The sequence below is a fragment of the Acidovorax sp. GW823-FHT01C06 genome (assembly GCF_058798375.1).
In genome coordinates this window covers 144,383-165,476 of sequence record NZ_JBXAKN010000004.1, presented here as the reverse complement: position 1 = coordinate 165,476, position 21,094 = coordinate 144,383, and the positions used below count along the sequence as shown (strand labels likewise).

The following is a 21,094-nucleotide window of genomic DNA, read 5'->3' as shown; positions in this document are numbered from 1 at the left end:
CACCGAACCCGGTTCAGAAATGGTTTTTGTCCCGGCTTTTTTGAGACGCTTTCTTAACTTCAAGGATTTTCATCATGAACACGACCGCACGTTTCCTCTCCATCGCCGCTGTGGCTGCTTTCGCTTCTTTCGGTGCCCAGGCCGATGAAGCCGATGCTTCGCAGTTCGCCACCAAGTTCGAGACGAACCGCACGCGCGCCGAAGTGCAAGCCGAAGCCGCCACCGTGGCACAGACCCGCTCCATCGAGCCCGCAGGTTCGCGTGTGGTGACCTACAAGTCCACGGCCGACCGTGCCGCCGTGCGTGCCCAAGCTGCCGAAGCCGTGCGCACCGGCCAGATCCCTTCGGGCGAATTCAGCGCCATGTAATGGGCAGACCAACTGCTTGAGTTGGATTGAAGCAGTTGCGGGACTTCCCATGGTGGTGGCACTTTGCATTTGCGGTTGCTGCTGCCATGGGGAGTGTTAACTGAACCGCAGGGGCGGGCAGGCAGATCGGGCTCCCTTTGGGAGCCCTTTTTGTTGGCACCAGGAGAAAGCGCGAGATAACGAAGGCCACGCGTTTTTCCCGGCATGGGGGAGACCCTGGAGATCCAGCGCTGGGGCGGCGGCCTTGCAAGCCACCACCGCCGGCTTAAACTGCCAGCCTCGCACAGCCGCCATCCGTTGCCGTCAATCCCATGCAGCAAACGCCCGACCTTCCCCAGCGCCTGCGAATTTCCTCTCGCGACTACACGGGGCGCGACAAGGCCGAGGCGCTGCGCGAGCTGTTTGGCCGCGCGCTGATGCGCGTGGACCTGTGGCCCTGCGAAGGTGCCGCCCCGCTGGACTTCACCGTCACCCTGATGCCCCTCGGGGCAGGGGCCGCCTATGCGCACAGCGCGCACACGCCTGCGCATTTCGAACACAAGCCCGCGCACCTGGGGGCCGGGGCGGACGACCTCTTGCTCACCACCACCCAGGACGGCTGCGCCATCCGCACCACAGGCGGCGACCTGGAGATACCGGCGGGTGGCTTCGTCCTGCACTCGAAGGCCCGCGCGCACGAGTTCATCCATCTCTGGGGCGGGCAGACCGCCAGCCTCCAGCTGCCCCGGGCCGCCCTGGCGCAGCAGGTGGCGCGGCTCGAAGAAGCACCGCTGCGGCTGCTGCGTTCCGACATGCCCGAGCCAGCCCTGGTCATGGGCTATGCGCAACTGCTGGCCGGCAGCCCCGCGCTCTCCGAACCGCTGCTGCAATCGGCCCGCTCGCACTTGCAGGAGCTGATGGCCAGCATGCTCACGCCTGCAGGGCAAGGCACGCAGCCTCCCGGGAGCGACGCGGTGGACGTGCCGCGCCTGGCGCTCATCCAGCGCGACATCCTGGCGCGCATCGCCCAGCCCGAACTGAGCCTGGCGCAGATCGCCCGCCTGCACCACCTCACGCCACGCCAGGTGCAGCGCCTGTTCGCGCGCGAGGGCACCTGCTTTTCGGACTTCGTGCGCGGCGCCCGGCTGGAGCGCGTGCGCGCCGCGCTGGCCGACCCCGGCCAGCGCCACCGCCGCGTGCTGCAGATCGTGCTGGACAACGGCTTCGACGACTTCTCCGCCTTCAGCCGGGCCTTCCGGCGGCGCTTCGGCATGACGCCCACCGACGTGCGCGCAACGGCCTGACACGGCGTGCGCCACGGGCGCGCACATGTCGTTTTGAACAAGGCGATTGTCGTTGCCGGCAACGACGCGGCGCGGCGCATTCCCAAGAATCGCCGGCATGACCGCTTTCATACCTGCCCGGCTCCTCGCCACCCTCGCCCTGCTCGCCGCCACCAGCGCGCAGGCCGCCATTCCTCCATCGCAGCGCCAGTACCTGATGGACTTCTACTTCGCCACCAATGGCCCCAATTGGCTCAACAACAGTGGCTGGGGCGGTGTGCCGGGCACCGAGTGCAACTGGGCGGGCATCGCCTGCGACGCGGGCGAGACCACGGTCACCGGCATGACATTCGTCTCCAACGCCATGTCCAGCACCCCACCCGGCACGCCGCTGCCTGACTGGGCGGCGCTGCCGGACCTCACGTCCATCAGCCTCACCGGCGGCGGCCTGACCGGCCCCGTGCCGCCCATCGCGGGGCTGACCCAGCTGGCGTTCTTCAACGTGGGAAACAACCAGTTCACGGGCCCGCTGCCCGACCCCTCGGGCCTGCAGCACCTCACGCGCTACATCACCGTGATGAATGCCTTCACCGGCCCGCTGCCACCGCTCACCGGCCTGCCCGCCCTGGAATGGTTCCTCGTGCGCGACAACCAGCTCACCGGCGCCATCCCGCCGCTCGCCGGCATGCCTGCGCTGCAAATCCTGTCCGTGCAGAAGAACCAGCTCACCGGGCCCATCCCCGCACTGCCTCCCGGCCTGCAGGTCCTGGTGGTGGACCAGAACCAGCTCACCGGCCCCCTGCCCACGGCGCCCAACTCGCTGCTCACGGGCCAGTCCATCCTGTGCCCCAATCCACTCCCCCCGTCGGCCAGCACCGACTGGGACGCCGCCACCGGAGAGACACCCTGGCACGCGCAGTGCAACGGCGCGCCCCCGGGGCCGGCCACCCCCGTGCCCACGCTGGGCCAATGGGCGCTGGCGCTGCTGTCGCTGGCCGCCGCCACGCTGGGTCTGCGGGCATTGCGGCGCAGGCAGGTTTGAGGCTTTTTGGCCTCCAGCGCTTTCCACACAAGCGCAAGCAGCTATAAAAATTGAAGCATCACCGCTGGCGCCGCGGGCCATCACACCCGCCCGCCATCCAGCCCGAGGAACCTCCATGCGCCATCTCCGCAACCACCGCAGCAGGCTCGCCACCGCCTTCCTGGCCTGCGCCATCGGCCTCCCGGGCGCCGCCCAGGCCGCGCCCTTCGCCACGACCTACACCGGGACCATCTCGACCACCGACTTCCCCGAGATCATCAGCGGCCAGAGCTACAGCGTCACCTTCGTGTTCGACAACGGCGGCAACTCCGCCTCCAACCAGGCATGGACCGGGGCGCACCTGAGGTGCACCTTCTGGCGCATGAACGACGCGCGCAACGTGGGCTTCGTGCAGGACCTTGCCATCTCCGCGCCCACGCTGGCCTTGGGCAGCGCCACCACCGATGGCGCCGGCGTGCTGACCGGCATGTTCACCGAGATCAATGGCGACCCGGCGGGCGCATCGTTCAGCAGCACGGGCATCACGCACACCGTGCCGGCGCACTGGTTCGCCAACGGCATCAACAACGTGTTCTCCGATGCCGCCCAGAACCGCAGCGTGCACGACGCTTCGGGGGGCGTGCAGACGCAGCAGCTTTCACGCTGGAGCCCGCCACAGCCCTTCAGCAGCCCCTGCACGCCGGCCCTTCTGGCGCCCAGCGCCACGCCGGTGCCCGCGCTGGGCAGCACGGGGTGGGTGCTGCTGTCCGCGTTGCTGGCGGGCCTGGGTGGTGGGGTGCGCCAGCGTGGGCGCATGAATGCTCGCGTGATCGATCGACGCATGCGACCGGCATTTCTGGGAGAGACAGAGATTTGGCCCCTGGGTACGCCAGGAACACTGCGCGGCACACCACCGGGCCGAGGAAAGTAAGCAATTGAAAAACTCTCCGGCACGTTAGTTCGGTTTCATCTTCCTCTGATAGAACACCTGAGCAGTCAGACGACTGCTCACAACCTAAAGGAAGAACACCATGTGCTTGAGGAGAAATTTGGCGATGGCATCAGCCATCTTGGTGGCATTTGCCGGTATGTCATCCGCCGCCTATGCAGACGACATGACCATTACCTTCCAGGGCACGATAGACCCGATGTTTGGCATCGCAGGGAACTATCACTATGGGCTGATGACTGTGTGCGGATACAAGCACATCAGCGAGCAGTGCAATGGTGCTCCAGCCTCGGGGCCGTCCTATGGCGCATGGCTTGACGGCCCCATCAATCCCTACAAATTCGGTTCCGAGACTTACTTCCAGATTCCGCACTCACAGAACTACCGAATCAAGGTGACGGGAAACAATTGGGGGGCACGCCATCTCTGGCAAATGGAGCCGAACAACACGGTTCATGGTGCGACCATCACTCCAGGGGATTCGGACCTAGAACAATCCCACTATCAAATGCGGAATTGGATTTTTTCACCTTATGTCCAGTATCCGAACATCTACGGTCTCACACACCACGAGTGGTACTCGTTGCCGGTGAATTACGTGAATGGCATTCCATTCTTGGCCCCGGGTGGCACCACCGTCTGGGGACTGGGCTGGATCAGCTCTGCCGATGGCGGCAACACCTGGGCGATGAATCCCATCAACTACAGCGCACCCAGCAATTCCAACAGAATGGTGTTGATTCCTGAACCATGGAGCGCGACTCTTCCGCCGTTCTACGGTTTCGCACACCCCTCCAACATCGTCAAAGAAGGTATTTACTACTACGCGTTCCTGACGAACTCCAGCCAGAAGGCCAATGGACAAAATGCTGTGGGTGTCAGCTTGATCCGGACATCCAACCTGGCTTCTTCCATCGGCTGGCAGTACTGGAATGGCTCTGGATGGACCACCGTGAATCACGGTACGTACCAGGGTAATAGCGGGCTCCAACAACCCTATATTTTTTGGGAGTCCGGGGGCTGCTCGGGTCTATACGCCCACAATGTCAGACAGCATGCCAGCAGCGGAAAATGGATCGTATTGGGTGCGGACTACTGCGCGGGCTTTGACGAACAAGGCAACATTGCCGGCAAAGCTGTCTACACCTGGATCGATTCGCTGGCCAATCCAATCTATCTGGATAAAACCCCCGCCAATCAGCCCCGGCCACCCAAGGTCATTCCGCGGGTCGGCAATTACATCCCTTTCAATGCGTACTACAGCTTCTTCGACATCAGCGGGAGCCAGAACGTAGGGGATAACTTCGAGGTGGTGAACAACACGCCTTTGTTCACCGCCATCAATCCTGAGAAGAACACGATTCTTCATCAGTTCTTGAACATTTCGTACACGCCGTAACGGGGATCGCCCGTAGCATTGCCCGGCGCGGCTCCACACACCAGACGCGTGGGGCATGCTGGGCTAAGGCCGCATTTAAATTGCTCGCGGGGTAAAACTCTTGCGCATCGAACTGCCATTGCGCTGGCTACTGACCCAACGCGCAATGGGGTATAGGGCGATCTGATATGCACCTCCGGGTGCGCCATTGAAGCAATGCTGTTTGCCACCCGACCGAGCGCATCACCTTATTTGGGCTCGTCGCCCCGCTGTCTCCTCATCCCTGATGAGTTGGCCGGCCTCAACCTCGGGAAAACTGCGGAGTGCAACGCTTGGTCATCGCGCGGTGGATTGCAGCGCACGGGGTAGCTCTAGAGCGCAAGAAACTCGCTCGTGGCCCGACTTCCTGCCTTGGCAGAAGCGTCACGCCCTTCATCATTCGAAACCCTTGAAAACGTTAGAGAATCTGCCGCTCTGCCACCACGAAGGCCGCGATTTCAGACAGAAAGGTTCTTGCATGGGCCATGGTCTCCTTGCCAACCGTTGCCCTAACGACCGCGTCGCCTTCCACGATAAGTTTCTTGACAGGAGCGTTCAGCCAGACGGGAATGTTGAGGTGCATGCCTGCCTTGATAGCCTGGGCATCCAGACCGTCCTGGTCACCGGGGACAACAAGGGAAGCGCAGGCGCGGTGGCCCGCGCCTTGGGCATCGATCAGGTTCGCGCCGATGTGCTGCCGGAAGGCAAGGCGGATATCGTGGCCCAACTCAAGGCCGGTGGCAGACAGGTGGCGATGGTGGGTGACGGGATCAACGACGCGCCCGCTCTGGCGGCTGCAAACGTGGGAATTGCCATGTCCACGGGCACGGACGTGGCCATGCATGCGGCGGGGATCACGCTCATGCGCGGAGACCCTGCGCTGATCGCGGATGCCATCGATATCTCCCGGCGTACCTACGCAAAGATCCGTCAGAACCTGTTCTGGGCATTCGCGTACAACGTGGTCGGGATTCCCCTGGCGGCATTGGGACTGCTGAATCCCATGGTGGCCGGAGCTGCCATGGCCCTGAGCAGCGTGAGTGTGGTGACCAACGCTCTCATGCTACGGTCCTGGAAGAAGTGAGGAACGACCACGGCAGAAAAAGAACCGCAGGCGCTGAGCCACCCCACCCTCGGTGCCTGTCCATCAAATATCGATCTGCTTCGCCAACGGTAGCTCGACCCGGTAGCTGCTCCCCATCGCGTTACCACAGGGACTCCGTGCAGTGAAGACGAAGAAGGAGACAGATGATGCATTGCTCATTCTCCTGTGCGCCGCCACACCAGCCCCAGCGCCTTGACTTTCTGCCAGGCACTGGCGCGTTCGTCCGAAAGCACGTCCAGAAAGTCCGACAGGCGTTTGGACTTGACCATGGTGTAAACCGTCAGCAAGGTGGTCAAGGCAAACACGACGGCAAAAATCCCCAGCTTGCGGCCCGGGGGAGCATCGGCCTCGGCCAGCAAATTCATGCCCAGGAAGCCCGTGGTCACGGTGCCGATCAGGCCAAAGATGGTCACGACCGTCAGCCTGACGACGGTGTTGGCCTGGCGGCGCAGGCTGTCCGCGTCCAGGTACTGGTTCATTTCGCCAATGCGCTCCTTGACCTCCGTGTACAGCGGGTCCAGCCCGAGGTGGTTGGCGCACATGCGGAACAGGGCACGCACCTGGGCCTGTTCGGACACTTCGTGGAACCAGTAGCGGTGCGTGAAGCGCAGAAAGCCGGCAAAGCTGTCACGGATCGTGCGCTTGAAGCGGCGCACGCTGGCGGCGTCGGCAATGTCCAGGTTTTTCAGTGCCTCGGCCAGCCGGTCCGAGAACATCAGCAGCGCCGCTTTCTGGAAATGCGCGATCAGGAACAACAAGAAATGCTGGTGCCGGAACTGCGCCAGCACCCCCCGGTCGCGGCAGACAAAAAACGGGCTGTGGGCATCGCCCAGCACCAGCAGCGAATGGCCGCTGCAAAGATACCGCGTGTTGGGAGCCGCGCCACTGTGGCTCCAGAATCGGTCGTAACAAAACCGCTTTTCGAAGTCGGCCAGATGCTCTTCGGCATAGGGCAGGCTGGCGTCGTCGCTGGAGGTGGCCGCCCCGGTCACCAGGCCGAGGCGAACGAAGTCGCTGCGGCTCAGTGCGCGCGGGTCGTCCAACGCCAGAAAGGCCAGTTGCGGCATGCGGTAGTACTCGATCTGGCGGTAGCGCAGAGGCCCACTGCGCTCGGAATGGTCGCTCACCAGGGGCTCCAGCAGCCAGGCCCAGTGGGCCGCGATGCGCGGAGCACGGTGGCTGCTGACGTGGGCCATGAAGAGGTCACGCTGGTTGGCATCGGACTGGGCCAGCACCTGCCCCGCGGCGTCCAGCCACTCGGCGCTGTACAGGCAGTGCTGCGCATGGCCCTTCGCATCCCAGCTGGCGGGGTAGCCGCGGCCAAAGCGGTACAGCAGTTCCTGCGCCTGGGCCAGCGCCAGGTCGCTGGCGCTGACCTCGACATTGAGCAGCACCAGATCCAGGTCGAGGAAAAAGTACAGGTCCACATGGACGATGTCGAGCGTGATCGGCGGCGCACCGGGGCGCAGCACCGCCCGCACGGCGCTGACGTCGCTGCGCCGGAACACCCGCATCGGTGAACCTGCGGCGCTGCTGCCTTTCTGGCTGCGCCCCTCGCCGTACAGGAAGCGCTGCACGTAGGGCAAGAAGGTCACGAACTCGTTGTAGTGGCGCTCGTGAAAACGATCGCTGTCGCCCGTGAATTCATCCACCACCTCGCGCCAGGGCGAGGCCTCGCCCATGTCCGCCAGCACCTGCCAGGGCTTGGCGTGCCGCCCCTCGGAACCCCGCACCGGCATCAGGCGCAGGGGCCACAACAGGACCTGGCGCAACTCCCGCACGCAGGCGGGATGGGACTCGGTTGACATGCAGTGGCCTTTCGTCTGGTTCGTGATGCCGAGCAACACACTTGCGGCGTGGGCACCGTGCGCCGACTGGCGGTTCATTCAGCCGTCATGGCGTGGGCGCCAGCGCCCATTTCACGTGGTGCAGCCAGGAAATCAATCCCGGATTTCCTCGCGACCTACCGAAAACCGGGCTTCGGAAACCATGCTAACCAAAACAGCGGAGGATGGGTCCACCGCATCGGCGATCGGCCCATTTCCGAGCAGGCCCGTCGTCCGTAAAAAAACCGCCAAATGTTCCCGCGTCGAACTACCCAGGCGCCACCGCGTCAGGTTGCAAACGAGACGCGCTGCCACGCTGCGCAGTGGATGTGAATCGGCGTTCCACCTGCAGCAGGAAGTGCGAGAGCAAAGTGGAATACAGCTTGTCGCCCAATGCCGCATCTTCCATGCCAACATCGAGATTGGGGTTGTCGTTGATCTCGATGACATAGACACCAGAGGCCGTGGCCTTGATGTCCACCCCATAAAATCCATTGCCAACCAGGCGCGCGGAATTGACGGCTGCCGCCAGCACCTCTGTGGGCACGTCTTGCAGCGGTACGCCCTGCACCCGCCCCTCCGTGTACTTGCCATTTGCTGTGTGCTGCAGTATCTGCCAGTGCCCATTGCACATGAAGTACTTCGCCGCGAAGACCGCTTGCCCCGCCAGAACCCCGACGCGCCAGTCAAAGTCTGTGTACATGTACTCCTGCAGCAGGATGATTTCCGATTCCCTGAGCATGCCTTTCGCAATGTCCTGGAGATGCTCAAAGCTCTCCGCCTTCTTGACACTGCGGCTGAAAGCACCATCCGGTACTTTCACCACCACGGGGTAGTCCAGCGTGTGCTCCAAGCCGGCCAGCGTGCGCCGGCTGGCCATGCGCGTCACCGGTGTGGCAATGGCATGCTCGCGCAGAAGCTCCGCCAAAAAGGCTTTGTTCGTGCAGCGCAGGATGGACACGGGGTCGTCTATGACCGGCATGCCCTCGGCGACAGCCTTTCTCGCAAACTGAAAGGTATGGTGCGTCACCGCGGTGGTTTCCCGAATGAACAGCGCATCGAACTGGGTCAGGCGGGAGAAGTCCTTCTTCTCGATAAGCTCCACCGCAATTCCCATGTCCTGCCCCACATCAACCAACTTCTTGAGCGTCCTGAGACTGGACGGAGGAAGCGGGTCATCCGGATCGTGCAGGACCGCGAGGTCCATCCGGGGCAGTGGCATGGCGACCATGGGGCGCCAGCTGCGCCGCGTGTACTGGCGGAGCGCTCGAACAAAGACCTCATCGCGCGCAGGCTCGACATCGCGAAGGTCCAACGCCTGTATTCCGCCGAGTTGCCAGTTTGCGGACTGCTCCTGCCGTTCGAGGGTGATCTCCATCAATGGACAACGGAACAGTTCAAAGCTCTTTCGAGCCAGCGGCGCCAGCACGGGGTCCTCCATGACCCCGAAGAACACATGCAAGGTCAGCGTATTCACGGAGCCGGGGATTTCCTTCAGCGGACCGACCAGCCTATTGAGCTGCACGAACGCTTCATCAGGCTGCATTCGCTTGCGCTGAAGGCTGAGTATGGTGTCCACGCTGGGGGTGACCCGGTCGCCACGCGCCTCCGCCAGCAGGGAGCAGTAGTAGCCCATGCTGAGGTAGCCATAAGTCCGGCAAAGGTTCGTGACCTTGCGAAAACGCCCCCGGGCATCCGGCTCCTCCGCGACGAATTGATCGGCGGTGATGACTCTGATCTCGGGCTCGCTCCATCGAAAGTCTGCGAGCTTCTCCACCACGATCACATGTTCTGAAGACAATTTATTTCTTTCCGGAGATGACGACCGCAGCAGTGCGCCTGCGGCGCCCGTATTTGGCGATCTTCTTGAATTCACCAAAGCTGATGGACACTCCGCCGTCCGGGTCACTGGAACGCGCCATAGGGTCCAGAAGGCGAAAAACCGCGCCGTCAAAGCCGGTGATTACCACCCAATGTGGCGTTTTCTCCCGGTGAAGCCGCCACAGACTGATGAGGACAATGGGCAGGCTTCCCATGCGCAATTGCTCAATCACGCTTTCGGGAGAGACGGGCCGGGCATGGACAGGAACACGGTGAGCCTCCAGTTCCAACCGGAAGTCGTTTTCCACCAGCTGGATGACGTCTTTCTTGAGAGGGTCGCGCACACTGTCCATGAAGAGTGATGCGCCAGCCGCTGCATAGACCGACACGTCAAAGCCGCGGCGCAATGCCGCATGCGCAAGTCCGAAAGGACCACACCCACCATGGCCCGCCGCCATAAAGACCGTTGTGGCCTCACGCCATAGGCGGATTTCGGCGGCTTGATTGACAGGGATGGACGGGTCCACGGCAGACATGGCCATCAGCAATGCGCAGGGCCCACAGGTGAAATCCAGCGTCTGGGCGTAGTGCCGCACCCGAGAGGCGTTCCCTTCTCGCGCCCGCGCGTCGTCGAAGAGATCCTTCTGAAAGCACAAAGCGGCTTCGCCATCGCCGTAGTAGGCAAGCTTGCGGCCCATCCCCACGAATCCATGGCGAAGGAACAGGCGGTGTGCGCAGACATTGGAAGTCCTGCTCTCCAGCCTCAAAACCGCGCACCCGGCTTCTCGCGCGTCCCTGATCGCCGCGGTCAAAAGTTCAGCGGCCATGCCGGAACCCCTTGCGGCAGACGCCACAGCGATCGAGTACAGGCGAGCTACAGAGGATCCCTTGCGGCGCAATACCACGCAGGCCCCCTCCAAGACTTCGCTCGATCTGCACACGAGAACGCGGGCCGACGGGCTGGCCAGCATGCGTTGCCAACTTCTGAACGAGATTCTGTCGTTCTCGAAAGCCGCGCGCTCCAGCCGATCCAGCGCGACCAGATCGCCACGGTTCGCCGGCTCCACCTTGCTCCGATGGGAAGACGGCTTCATCGAAGACCGCGCCCGGATTTGCGCGCGCCCCGGTCAGATAGCTTCAATGCCATCCACGCGACGCCGATCGGAACCAGCAGTACCAGCAGCGCCAGCGACACATGCACCCAGTCATCCATGGATCGACCTTCCGGGATCGCAACGCCTGCGATCCGACAGCCACGCTCCCATGGATGGGGTCCACTGGATGCGGAGCGATGTCAATGGCACGGGAATTCCTCAGCACCAGCGACTTTCACCACGCGGCCAAACTCGGCGTGCGGCAACACGCGCATCACGCAGCACACGGTGTGCAATACATCCTTGCGTTGCACAAGCAAGCTGAGACTTGCCCGCTCGCGGGGCCTGTCCATACACATTCGGTACCCCCGCAACCGGGCGCCCAGAGCCAAATGAAGTGTCTTTCGCAAATCCTGTGCGTCGGTGCATGAAGCGACCAGGGGCAGCGCCACCAGAGAGGCCGGGCCGTCGCACTCCCCGGGGAAGGGCAGCATGGCCACCCGGTGCAGGCTGATCCCTGCATATGTTTGCAGCATGTCTTTCACCACGGGGGCCACCTTCAAAAAAAGGGGCAGTGGCATCTGTTGAACATGCACCCAGTCTAGAAAGACTGGTGTAAATCGTTCGTAAAAACTGGGGGGCCAGCCGTCAATTCGTTGTCAAATTCCGCGGCCACATCACGCAATGGGGGAAACGCGCCAGGCGCACCGCTGCAGCCCTGGAGTTCATCGCTTGTGGAGTCACACCGCGAGTCGGTACCCCACTCCCGATTCAGTCAGCAGGTGACGAGGCTGCGCCGGATCTGCCTCGAGCTTCTGCCTGAGATGCCCCATGTAGATGCGCAGGTAGTGGCTCTGGTCCGACCGCATCGGCCCCCACACTTCGCGGAGCAGCTGTTTCTGGGTGATGACCCTTCCCGAATTGGCGACCAGCACCGACAGCATGCGGTACTCGGTCGGCGTCAGGTGGACTTCAACCCCGCCCTTGCGTACCAGCCGAGCGCTGCGGTCCACCTCCACGTCGCCAAAATGAAACGCTGGCTCCACCCCATCCACGGTGAGCCCATTTCCTGTCGCCGCACGCGGACGGCGAAGATTGGCACGCACGCGCGCCAGAAGCTCCCCCGTACCAAAAGGCTTGGTGAGATAGTCATCCGCTCCAGCGTCGAGTGCGGAGACCTTGTCGGCCTCATCGGTGCGCGCAGACAGGACGATGATCGGCACGGCGGACCAGCCCCGCACGTCGCGGATCAGGTCAATGCCATCGCCGTCAGGCAATCCCAGGTCCAGCACCAGCAGATCGGGCTGGCGGGTACCCGCCGCAGACAGTCCTTCGCGCACCGTCGCGGCTTCATGAACCTGCCATCCTTCTGCTTCGAGCGCACTGCGAACGAAGCGCCGGATCTGCGGCTCATCCTCAACCACCAGCACGGTACGTATTTGCATCGTATCCCGGGGCGGCAACGCCCCGCTCCATATCTTCCAAATCGGGATCGGGGGGAGGCTCTCGGCGCGGGAGCGTGATGGTGAATTCCGCCCCGCCCCCGGTTGCGCTGGCAGCGGAGATCGTTCCGCCGTGCGCGTGCACCACCGCCTTGCAGATCGCCAACCCCAGGCCCACGCCCGGTGTCGCCGATTCAGCCTGTCCCCGGGTGAATTTCTCGAACAGCAGGTGTTCCTTGCCACGCACAGAGGGTGGCAGGCCAGGCCCGTGGTCCGTCACGGTCAACACCAGACTCCCTTCTGTCGCAAACGCCTTGATGACAACGGGCGGTGCGCCGTACTTGGCGGCATTCTCAAGCAAATTCACCAGCACGCGCTCAATGAGGACGGGATCGAACTCCACCAGCGGCAAATGGGCGGGGATTTCCGTGCGAACGGTCAACTCCTTCAGCGCGGGCTTGGCGGCGCGTATCGAGGCGCCCACGACTTCCTCGACCGACTGCCAATCACGCCGCAAGTGGACACTTTGTCCCGAAACATCACTTTCCAGCCTGGCCATGTCCAGCAGGTTGCTGACCAGCGCGTTGAGCTGGTGCGCCTGATGCACGATGGCTTGTGCCACGGCATCGTGCTCCTCCGTCGGCAACCCCTTGAGCGATTCGGCCAGCGTGATCAGCGCCGTCAGCGGTGTTCTCACATCATGGGAGACAGCGCCCAGCAAGGCATTGCGCAGCCGCTCGGACTCCATGTCCACCACCGCCTTTTGCGCGATGTGGACGTAGTGCACACGTTCGAGCGCGATGGCGATCTGCCGGGCCAGGGTATCGAGTTGCTGAGCCTGCTCCGGAATCAGCAGCCACCTTGGGTGCGCGGGCTCCAGCGCCAGCACACCGCGCACCCTCATGGGCGCCTTGAGGGGGACATAGCGCCATGCCTGCGCCGCCAGGGTGGTCGTGGCCAGCCCCGCGCTCTGTCCTTGCCGCAAGGTCCAGTCGGCCACACTTTTGTCAAATTCCTGGGGCAGATCATCGGGGTAGTGAAGGCGGTCCGACGCGTCCAATGCAACCACCACCGCCCTGCCGCCAAAATGCCCCTGCACAGCCGCCGCGCCGATCTCGATGACCTGGCTCGTCTCCAGGGCCGCCGACAGCTCGCGCGCAAGCTCGAACAGCGATTGGGCCCGGCGCTCCCGGCTGTTGGACACTCCGGCCGCGAACCTGAGGCCGGCTGTGAGCTGTCCCACCAGAAGTCCCACCCCGAGCATCACGGCAAAAGTGACCACGTACTGCACGTCGCTGACCGCGAAAGACAGCCGCGGTGATACGAAGAAGAAATCGAAGGCCAGCACATTGAGCAGTGCGGCCATCGCCGCAGGCACGCGCCCGAATCGCATGGCGACCCCGACAACGCCGACCAGGTACAGCATCACGATGTTGGTCAACTCCAGGACGCCGTGCAACAGAGTCGCCATCAACGTGACCGCAATGCTGGCACCGAGCGCCCAGAGGAAGCCCTGCCAGCGCGGGTGTGCGGCCTCGTCGGTTTCCCTGGCCTCAACGCCGACTTTGTGGCTCCAGAGTGCCTGCGGCAACCGCCTCGAACTACCCGCGCGCGCCGTTTCCACGATATCAAGCGAGGGGGCAAGTCCCGCGATTTCCCGGCCCACCTCCCTGGTCGAAGGCCACTTCTGCCACCAGCGCCGCGGCGCAGGACGACCCAGGACCAGGGTGGCGCAATTGAGGTGAAGCGCCTGTGCAGCCAGGGCCGGCGCAACGTGGTCGCCCGTCAGCACCGCCGTCTCGGCGCCCAGCTCCTGCGCCAGTTGCAGCACGGCCAGAATCCTGTCGCGCTGCGGTGCGTCCAGCCTCTGCAGGCGCGGTGTCTCCACGTATGCGGCATGCCACTTCACATTGAGCTGCCCTGCCAGGCGCGCGGCCGCGCGCACGGTCTGCGCGGCATCTTCGTTCGGCCCGACACACGCCAGTATGCTGCCCGAGGTGTTCCAGGCGGCAGACACGCGCTCGCCGGGAGTGCCTGACTGTTCGATCCGCCATCCCAGGACGTCGTCCTCCACATGCTCAGCGGTGCGGCGCAGTGCGATTTCGCGCAGGGCAATCAGGTTGCCCTTGCGGAAGAAGCTCTGGGCCGCACGCTCAGCCTGCTGGGGGACATACACCTTCCCTGCACTCAGGCGGGATATCAGTTCATCGGGGGTGGCGTCGACAAGCACCACTTCGTCCGCGTCGTCCAGCACGGTGTCGGGCACCGTCTCATGGACCCTGATCCCCGTGATCGCACCCACGGTCCCATTGAGGCTCTCCAGATGCTGGACATTGAGCGCAGTCCACACATCGATGCCCGCGGCGAGCAGTTCCTGGACATCCTGCCAGCGCTTGGCATGGCGGGATCCCTGCACGTTGGAGTGGGCAAGCTCATCCACCAGGAGGATGGCCGGCTTGCGTGCAAGGGCCGCGTCCAGGTCAAATTCAAGGAGCAGCCGGCCACGGTACTCCACCTCCTTGAGGGGCAATGCATCCAATCCCGCGAGCAAGGCCGCCGTCTCGGCTCTGCCATGGGTTTCCACGACCCCGATCAGAACGTCGCGGCCAGCGCCACGCTCCCGCTGCGCCGCACTGAGCATGGCCCAGGTCTTGCCCACCCCTGCATTGGCGCCGAAGTAGATGCGCAGCTTGCCGCGCGTGGTCTGCTCCTCCTGCGCGCGCAGCTGCGCGATCAACGCATCGGGGTCTGGGCGCTGCATGTCAGCCATGGCGTGCCTGGCTCCAAGCGGGCCCCATGGGCAAGAATGGCAAAAGGCGGGATGCGCTGCTACCGTGCATCATTCAAGGCAAGATTCAGTGCCAGTACGTTCACCCTGGGTTCGCCAAGCAGGCCCAGGAGCGGTTTTTCGGTGAGCTTGTCGACAAGGGCATTCACACTCGCCACGGGGACGTGGCGGGCCCGCGCCACGCGGGCGGCTTGGTACTGTGCCGCCGCGACGCTGATATGCGGATCCAGACCGCTGGCGGACGCCGTCACCAGGTCCACGGGCACTGGCGCCAGATTGCCGGGGTCGGCCGCGCGCAACGCCTCCACGCGGGCCTTGACCGCATCGTTCAACGCCGGATTGAGGGGCCCCTGGTTGGAGCCTCCCGACGCCGTCGCGTTGTAGGGCATGGGCGCCGTGGCCGACGGACGCCCCCAGAAATGCGCGGGTTCCGTGAAATTCTGGCCGATCGACGAAGAGCCAACGGCCTGGCCATTGCGCTGCACAAGGCTTCCCGCAGCCTCGTGGGGGAAAACGGCCTGCGCCGCTCCGGTAACGGCCAAGGGGTACAGCAAGCCCGTCAGCGCGCTGAGGGCTACAAACACGACAAGTGCTGGGCGAAGAATGTTTTTCATGGAAGGTTCCTCAAATCAGCCCTACGGCCACCAGTATCCAGTCAATCAGCTTGATGCCGACAAACGGCACGATCAAACCTCCGAGGCCATAGATCGCGAGGTTGCGGCGCAGCAGGGCCGCCGCCCCCACAGGGCGATACCGCACCCCTCGCAATGCCAGGGGGATCAGGAAGACGATCACCAGCGCATTGAAGATCACGGCCGACAAGATGGCAGACGACGGGCTCGCCAGCTGCATGACGTTGAGCGCGGAAAGCTGCGGATAGGTCGACACGAAAATGGCCGGAATGATGGCGAAATACTTCGCCACGTCGTTCGCTATCGAGAACGTCGTGAGAGAGCCTCGCGTCATCAAGAGCGCCTTGCCAGTCTCAACGACCTCCAGGAGTTTTGTCGGGTTGGAGTCCAGGTCGACCATGTTGCCAGCTTCCTTGGCGGCTTGCGTTCCGCTCCCCATCGCCACGGCGACATCGGCCTGCGCCAATGCCGGCGCATCGTTGGTGCCGTCACCGGTCATCGCCACCAGTCGTCCTTCCGACTGGTACTTGCGGATCAGCGCCAGTTTGTCCTCCGGGGTCGCCTCCGCCAGGAAGTCATCGACCCCGGCCTCCGCGGCGATGAAGGCTGCCGTGAGTTTGTTGTCACCCGTGATCATGACGGTGCGGATGCCCATGCGGCGCAACTCGGCGAAGCGCTCCTTGATGCCGACCTTCACGACATCCTTGAGTTCCACAACACCGAGCACCTGACGCCCTTCCGTCACCACCAGGGGGGTGCTTCCCCGGTACGCCACCTGGTCGGCGGCGGCCGCCACTTCGTGTGGCATGGCGCCCCCCTGCGCTTCCACATGCCGCGCAATGGCTTGCACGGCTCCCTTGCGCAGCATGGTTGCGGGCTGCCCGGACGCTTCGACGGCAGGGAGGTCGACACCGCTCATCCGCGTCTGCGCAGTGAAAGGCACAAGCAGCACGCCCTGCGGATTCTCGTCGGGGGTGCCCGAACGGCGGGCCAGCTCGACGATGCTGCGCCCTTCAGGCGTCTCGTCCGCAAGCGATGCCAGCAAGGCTGCGCGGGCCAGGCGGCCAGGTGAAACCCCTGGAGCGGGCAGGAACGCACTGGCTTGGCGATTCCCGTGGGTAATGGTCCCGGTCTTGTCCAGCAGGAGCACATCGACATCTCCTGCGGCCTCCACGGCCCGCCCCGAGGTCGCAATCACGTTGGCCTGCATCATCCGGCTCATGCCAGCCACGCCAACGGCCGACAGCAGTCCACCGATGGTGGTCGGGATGAGGCACACCAGCAGGGCCACCAGGGCCGTCAGAGAGACGACAGTCCCAGCCGCTGACGCCTGCACGCTGAAGATCGAAAAAGGCAGCAGGGTGACGGTGACCACCAGGAACACAATCGTCAATGCCACCAACAAGATCGTCAAGGCGACCTCATTGGGCGTCTTTTGCCGCTTGGCGGCCTCCACCATTCCAATCATCCGGTCCAGGAAAGACTCGCCTGGATTCACGGACACGCGCACCACGAGCCAATCGGAAAGCACGCGGGTGCCGCCCGTCACGGCGGAGAAGTCCCCACCGGACTCGCGAACCACCGGCGCAGATTCGCCGGTGATGGCACTTTCGTCGACAGAGGCTACGCCCTCGATCACTTCACCATCCAGCGGAATCACATCGCCCGCCTCCACCAGCACCACGTCGCCGCGGCGCAAGTTGGTGGCCTGCTCCGGCAGGAACGCGGAACCATGGACCGGCTCCTTGAGTTTCTTGGCCCAGGTTTCCTTGCGCAATCCACGCAAGGAGGCTGCCTGGGCCTTGCTGCGGCCTTCGGCCAACGCTTCGGCGAAGTTGGCGAACAGCACCGTAAACCAGAGCCAGACGGTGATGGCCAGCACGAAGCCCGGGCGCATGCTCGCATCCGCCGGTGCGTTGAGGGCATGCAGCCACAGCAGCGTGGTGAAGATGCTGCCGATGTACACGATGAACATCACCGGGTTGCGCCATTGAACCAGCGGGCTGAGCTTGGCCAGCGCCCCCCAGAACGCTGTCCGGATCAGGACAGGATCCAGCAGAGAAGTAGAAGTATTCTTTTTAGTCATCGGCAAACCTCACTTGGCCCAGAGCATCAGGTGCTCGACCATCGGACCCAAAGCCAGGGCAGGCACGTAGTTGAGAAGCCCCACCAGAAGCACGGTCCCCACGAGAAGAACCACGAACAGCGGCCCATGGGTGGGCATGGTGCCCGCCGTCACCGGCAGGCGCTTCTTCGCGGCCAGCGAACCAGCGATGGCCAGGACGGGCACGATCACTCCAAAGCGGCCAAACCACATTGCCAGCCCCAGCAGTACGTTATAGAACGGCGTATTGGCAGACAGCCCCGCAAACGCGCTGCCGTTGTTGTTGGCGGCGGATGTCAATGCATAGAGGATTTCGGAGAACCCATGGGCGCCAGGGTTGGCAACGCCGGCCTGTCCTGCGCCCGCACTCACGGCAACCGCGGTACCCACGAGCACCAGGATCGGCGTGACCAGAATGGCGACCGATGTGAGCTTCATTTCGCGCACCTCGATCTTCTTGCCCAAATACTCGGGCGTCCGGCCGATCATGAGACCCGCCATGAACACGGCAAGGATGGCGAATACCAGCATGCCATAGAGGCCGGTGCCCACGCCGCCAAACACGACCTCGCCCAGTTGCATGAGAACCAGAGGCACCATGCCTCCCAGAGGCGTGAACGAATCATGCATCGCGTTCACGGCGCCACATGAGGCAGCGGTGGTCACGGCCGCGAAAAGCGCTGACGCGGTGATTCCGAACCGCACTTCCTTGCCCTCCATGTTCCCGCCCGATTGCAGGGTGCTGACGGATTGGTCCACCCCCAGCGCACTCCATTGCGGATTGCCGGCCTGTTCCGCCGCGACAACGGCCACGACGGCCACGACGAACATCACCGTCATCGCCGCCAGGATCGCGACGCCCTGGCGCTGGTCGCCAACAACACGGCCAAATGAGAAGCACAAGGCCGCGGGAATCAGAAAGATCGCCAGCATTTGCACGAAGTTCGTCAAGGCGGTGGGGTTCTCATAGGGATGGGCGGAGTTGGCGTTGAAGAACCCGCCGCCGTTCGTGCCGAGCATCTTGATCGCCTCCTGCGAGGCCACCGGTCCCATGGCCAGCGTCTGGGTCTTGCTGGTCTTGCCCTCCATGACCGGTGCTCCGTCGGCACCTGTCACGGGCTGGCCTGCACCATCCAGCTTGGGCACTTCATAGGCCGTCTGCTCCAGGGTTGCGACCTCCTTGTAGGCGTCAAAATTCTGGATGACGCCCTGCCCGACCAGAACGAGCGCGATCACAAAGGAGGCAGGCACAAGCACCCAAGCCGTGATCCGGGTGACGTCGGTCCAGAAGTTTCCGACATATCCCTGTCCGTCGGTGCGCCGGGCCGCAAAGCCGCGGGCCAACGCGAACGCCACGGCGATACCGGTGGCAGCTGACAAGAAGTTCTGAACGGAAAGGCCAAGCATCTGCGTGAGATAGCTCATCGTGGATTCACCCGCGTAGCCCTGCCAGTTGGTATTGGCAACAAAACTGATGGCAGTGTTGAACGACGAGTCGCCGGATACCGCCCCCATTCCCTGGGGATTGAGCGGCAGCAGGTGCTGCAGGCGCTGCAGGCCATACACCGCCAATGCACCGATGGCATTGAACGCCAACAGTGCCAGCGCATAGCCGTGCCAGTGCATCGACTGATCGGGAGCCACCCCGGCCATCTTGTAGAGCGGTTTTTCGACCACATGCATCCACCGAGGCAACCGGCCCTCACACAGGGCGGCCAGCCATTTGCCCAACGGCCATGCCAGGACGCCAAGCGCAATCAGAAAGAGCCCGAGCAGGCTCCAGGCAGAGGTTTCCATGTCAGAACTCCTCCGCGCAGATCAGCGCGAACACGAGATAGGCCAGCAAGGCAATGGCCACAAGCGCGCCAAAGCCATAAAGCACTTCGAGGCCGATCATGCGCGCTCACCCTTGGCCGGGCCGAATTTGCCCAGCAAAACCACGGCCTCGGCCATGGTCACCCACAGAGCCGCCAATGCGGCTATCCAGATCATGTCCATCGACAACTCCTGCATCAAAACGTGTGTTTGATTCTCAGGATGTCGCTGTAAAAAGTGTGCACAGACTGGGGAGGTCGCCGTAAAAACGGCGTAAAAATGCGACCCTTGCGAGGGCCACCGATCTACCGGCGCCTGGCTGCTGGAACCCGCGCGCCGGACGGCTCCGCACCTGCTATCTAGAGCCAGCCCGCCTTGCGAAAGCGATAGTAGAGATAGCAACAGGTGGTGGCGATGAGGGCGATCGCAGCCGCGTATCCGTAGCGCCACTTGAGCTCCGGCATGTGCTCGAAATTCATGCCCCAGATTCCCGCGAACGCCGTGCACACGGCAAACAGACTGGCCCACGCAGCCAGGCGCTTGACGACCTCGCCATCCTCGATGGTGACCATGGACAGATTGACATGGATTGCCGTCCCGATCGTGTCGCGAATGGAGTCGATGGAGGTGTTGATCCGGCCAAGGTGGTCCACCACATCGCGGAAATACTCCTGAGAGCCAGCACAGATTTGCGGCACCCGGCCACCGTGCAGCTTGGCCGCACCTTCCAGCAACGGGGCAACGGCGTGCTTGAGCAGGGTAAGGCGCTGCTTGAGTTCATAGAGCCGCCGGATACTGGTCCGCGCGACACCCTTGGTGAATATCTGTTGCTCGATCGTTTCAAGCTCCACCTCGAGGGCATCGATGATCGGGAAGTAGCGATCGACCACCGCGTCCATCAGCGCATACAGCACAAATCCCGGCCCGCTGCGCAAGAGTTCAGGCTCTCTCTCACAACGCTCCCGCACATCCCAGAATCCTCGCTCACTGCGGTTGCGCACCGACACCACATAGTTACTGCCCACGAACACATTGAGTTCGCCCAGCCTCGTGACGGTCTCATGGTCCCCACCCGACTCCAGGAGATGAAGAACCACAAAAAGAGAAGGCCCGTATTCCTCGACTTTGGGCCGCTGATGGCCATGGCGGGCATCTTCCACCGCCAAGGGATGCAGGCCGAACTCCTTTTGCAACTCGTCAAGTTCTTCCGGGGTGGCGTCATGCAATGCCACCCACACGAAGCACCCGGGGAGCGAGATGTGCTCACGGATCTCACGGACAGGAATGTCGGCGAGCTTGGTGCCATCCTCATACACGACGCAGTTGATCAACATCACAGCACCTCACGCAACACTGGATGCCGGCGATGTTGCCAGCGCGTCACGGTGTGTGGTTGGCGATTCGTGGCGTCCGTCGGCGCTCGGCAACATTTACGGCTTTGCCCGCATTC

17 protein-coding genes and 1 pseudogene are annotated in these 21,094 nt (G+C 63.3%); 6 read left to right on the top strand and 12 right to left on the bottom strand.

What is annotated here, in order from left to right; translation table 11 throughout:
* Positions 1-74 precede the first annotated feature (74 nt).
* From AC1RCS_RS11220 to AC1RCS_RS11195, 6 genes and pseudogenes are all read left to right on the top strand, one after another.
* Positions 75-368 (top strand): DUF4148 domain-containing protein, encoded by a 294-nt coding sequence (locus AC1RCS_RS11220; RefSeq protein WP_369641186.1) that lies wholly within the window; start codon positions 75-77, stop codon positions 366-368.
* Positions 369-679: 311 nt separating this feature from the next.
* Positions 680-1,651 carry an AraC family transcriptional regulator gene (locus tag AC1RCS_RS11215; RefSeq protein WP_492244617.1) on the top strand — a complete coding sequence of 324 codons (972 nt, stop codon included), beginning with the start codon at positions 680-682 and terminating at the stop codon, positions 1,649-1,651.
* Between the two features lie 97 nt (positions 1,652-1,748).
* Positions 1,749-2,672 carry a leucine-rich repeat domain-containing protein gene (locus tag AC1RCS_RS11210; RefSeq protein ID WP_492244618.1) on the top strand — a complete coding sequence of 308 codons (924 nt, stop codon included), beginning with the start codon at positions 1,749-1,751 and terminating at the stop codon, positions 2,670-2,672.
* Positions 2,673-2,787: 115 nt separating this feature from the next.
* Positions 2,788-3,582, top strand: coding sequence for a hypothetical protein (locus AC1RCS_RS11205; protein ID WP_492244619.1), 795 nt, complete (start codon positions 2,788-2,790; stop codon positions 3,580-3,582).
* A gap of 124 nt (positions 3,583-3,706) precedes the next feature.
* Entirely contained in the window at positions 3,707-4,999 is a 1,293-nt protein-coding gene (locus AC1RCS_RS11200; RefSeq protein ID WP_492244620.1) for a hypothetical protein, read from the top strand.
* 538 nt (positions 5,000-5,537) lie between these two features.
* A pseudogene (locus AC1RCS_RS11195) lies at positions 5,538-6,101 on the top strand (HAD-IC family P-type ATPase); the annotation flags it as partial.
* A gap of 176 nt (positions 6,102-6,277) precedes the next feature.
* On the opposite strand, the gene AC1RCS_RS11190 reads toward AC1RCS_RS11195, so the two are convergent.
* The 12 genes from AC1RCS_RS11190 to AC1RCS_RS11135 all read right to left on the bottom strand — a co-directional run bounded on the left by AC1RCS_RS11190 (position 6,278) and on the right by AC1RCS_RS11135 (position 20,978).
* Positions 6,278-7,930, bottom strand: a complete 1,653-nt coding sequence (locus AC1RCS_RS11190) for a hypothetical protein (protein WP_492244621.1) — start codon at positions 7,928-7,930, stop codon at positions 6,278-6,280.
* Between the two features lie 286 nt (positions 7,931-8,216).
* The gene (locus AC1RCS_RS11185) at positions 8,217-9,749 is read right to left on the bottom strand and encodes a RimK family ATP-grasp domain-containing protein (RefSeq protein WP_492244622.1); all 1,533 of its coding nucleotides are present in this window, start codon (positions 9,747-9,749) and stop codon (positions 8,217-8,219) included.
* A 1-nt stretch (position 9,750) separates the two neighbouring features.
* On the bottom strand, positions 9,751-10,863 hold the full coding sequence (locus AC1RCS_RS11180) for a GNAT family N-acetyltransferase/peptidase C39 family protein (protein ID WP_492244623.1): 1,113 nt from the start codon (positions 10,861-10,863) through the stop codon (positions 9,751-9,753).
* Complete coding sequence (locus AC1RCS_RS11175) at positions 10,860-10,982, bottom strand: hypothetical protein (RefSeq protein WP_255591048.1); 123 nt, start codon at positions 10,980-10,982, stop codon at positions 10,860-10,862. Before AC1RCS_RS11175 ends, AC1RCS_RS11180 begins: the two co-directional genes overlap by 4 nt.
* A gap of 81 nt (positions 10,983-11,063) precedes the next feature.
* On the bottom strand, positions 11,064-11,408 hold the full coding sequence (locus AC1RCS_RS11170; RefSeq protein WP_492244624.1) for a hypothetical protein: 345 nt from the start codon (positions 11,406-11,408) through the stop codon (positions 11,064-11,066).
* A 195-nt stretch (positions 11,409-11,603) separates the two neighbouring features.
* Positions 11,604-12,308 (bottom strand): two-component system response regulator KdpE, encoded by a 705-nt coding sequence (gene kdpE, locus AC1RCS_RS11165; protein ID WP_255591049.1) that lies wholly within the window; start codon positions 12,306-12,308, stop codon positions 11,604-11,606.
* Positions 12,280-15,075 (bottom strand): DUF4118 domain-containing protein, encoded by a 2,796-nt coding sequence (locus AC1RCS_RS11160; protein WP_492244625.1) that lies wholly within the window; start codon positions 15,073-15,075, stop codon positions 12,280-12,282. The genes kdpE and AC1RCS_RS11160 overlap by 29 nt, the downstream gene beginning before the upstream one ends.
* A 59-nt stretch (positions 15,076-15,134) precedes the next feature.
* A complete protein-coding gene (kdpC, locus tag AC1RCS_RS11155; RefSeq protein ID WP_492244626.1) occupies positions 15,135-15,707 on the bottom strand; it encodes a potassium-transporting ATPase subunit KdpC in 573 nt (190 codons plus the stop codon).
* 10 nt (positions 15,708-15,717) lie between these two features.
* On the bottom strand, positions 15,718-17,811 hold the full coding sequence (gene kdpB, locus AC1RCS_RS11150) for a potassium-transporting ATPase subunit KdpB (protein WP_492244627.1): 2,094 nt from the start codon (positions 17,809-17,811) through the stop codon (positions 15,718-15,720).
* Between the two features lie 9 nt (positions 17,812-17,820).
* Positions 17,821-19,626 carry a potassium-transporting ATPase subunit KdpA gene (gene kdpA, locus AC1RCS_RS11145; protein WP_492244628.1) on the bottom strand — a complete coding sequence of 602 codons (1,806 nt, stop codon included), beginning with the start codon at positions 19,624-19,626 and terminating at the stop codon, positions 17,821-17,823.
* A gap of 1 nt (position 19,627) precedes the next feature.
* Entirely contained in the window at positions 19,628-19,726 is a 99-nt protein-coding gene (gene kdpF / locus AC1RCS_RS11140; RefSeq protein ID WP_218296189.1) for a K(+)-transporting ATPase subunit F, read from the bottom strand.
* 277 nt (positions 19,727-20,003) lie between these two features.
* Positions 20,004-20,978 (bottom strand): magnesium and cobalt transport protein CorA, encoded by a 975-nt coding sequence (locus AC1RCS_RS11135; RefSeq protein ID WP_218296190.1) that lies wholly within the window; start codon positions 20,976-20,978, stop codon positions 20,004-20,006.
* Positions 20,979-21,094 lie beyond the last annotated feature (116 nt).

What these genes read in the sequence shown, in the direction of transcription:
- kdpC (WP_492244626.1), bottom strand. Translation starts at nt 15,707, where the DNA reads ATGAAAAACATTCTTCGCCCAGCACTTGTCGTGTTTGTAGCCCTCAGC.
- AC1RCS_RS11220 (WP_369641186.1), top strand. Translation starts at nt 75, where the DNA reads ATGAACACGACCGCACGTTTCCTCTCCATCGCCGCTGTGGCTGCTTTC.
- AC1RCS_RS11215 (WP_492244617.1), top strand. Translation starts at nt 680, where the DNA reads ATGCAGCAAACGCCCGACCTTCCCCAGCGCCTGCGAATTTCCTCTCGC.
- AC1RCS_RS11205 (WP_492244619.1), top strand. Translation starts at nt 2,788, where the DNA reads ATGCGCCATCTCCGCAACCACCGCAGCAGGCTCGCCACCGCCTTCCTG.
- AC1RCS_RS11175 (WP_255591048.1), bottom strand. Translation starts at nt 10,982, where the DNA reads ATGGATGACTGGGTGCATGTGTCGCTGGCGCTGCTGGTACTGCTGGTT.
- kdpA (WP_492244628.1), bottom strand. Translation starts at nt 19,626, where the DNA reads ATGGAAACCTCTGCCTGGAGCCTGCTCGGGCTCTTTCTGATTGCGCTT.
- AC1RCS_RS11210 (WP_492244618.1), top strand. Translation starts at nt 1,749, where the DNA reads ATGACCGCTTTCATACCTGCCCGGCTCCTCGCCACCCTCGCCCTGCTC.
- AC1RCS_RS11160 (WP_492244625.1), bottom strand. Translation starts at nt 15,075, where the DNA reads ATGGCTGACATGCAGCGCCCAGACCCCGATGCGTTGATCGCGCAGCTG.
- AC1RCS_RS11200 (WP_492244620.1), top strand. Translation starts at nt 3,707, where the DNA reads ATGGCATCAGCCATCTTGGTGGCATTTGCCGGTATGTCATCCGCCGCC.
- AC1RCS_RS11190 (WP_492244621.1), bottom strand. Translation starts at nt 7,930, where the DNA reads ATGTCAACCGAGTCCCATCCCGCCTGCGTGCGGGAGTTGCGCCAGGTC.
- kdpB (WP_492244627.1), bottom strand. Translation starts at nt 17,811, where the DNA reads ATGACTAAAAAGAATACTTCTACTTCTCTGCTGGATCCTGTCCTGATC.
- kdpE (WP_255591049.1), bottom strand. Translation starts at nt 12,308, where the DNA reads ATGCAAATACGTACCGTGCTGGTGGTTGAGGATGAGCCGCAGATCCGG.
- AC1RCS_RS11180 (WP_492244623.1), bottom strand. Translation starts at nt 10,863, where the DNA reads ATGAAGCCGTCTTCCCATCGGAGCAAGGTGGAGCCGGCGAACCGTGGC.
- kdpF (WP_218296189.1), bottom strand. Translation starts at nt 19,726, where the DNA reads ATGATCGGCCTCGAAGTGCTTTATGGCTTTGGCGCGCTTGTGGCCATT.
- AC1RCS_RS11135 (WP_218296190.1), bottom strand. Translation starts at nt 20,978, where the DNA reads ATGTTGATCAACTGCGTCGTGTATGAGGATGGCACCAAGCTCGCCGAC.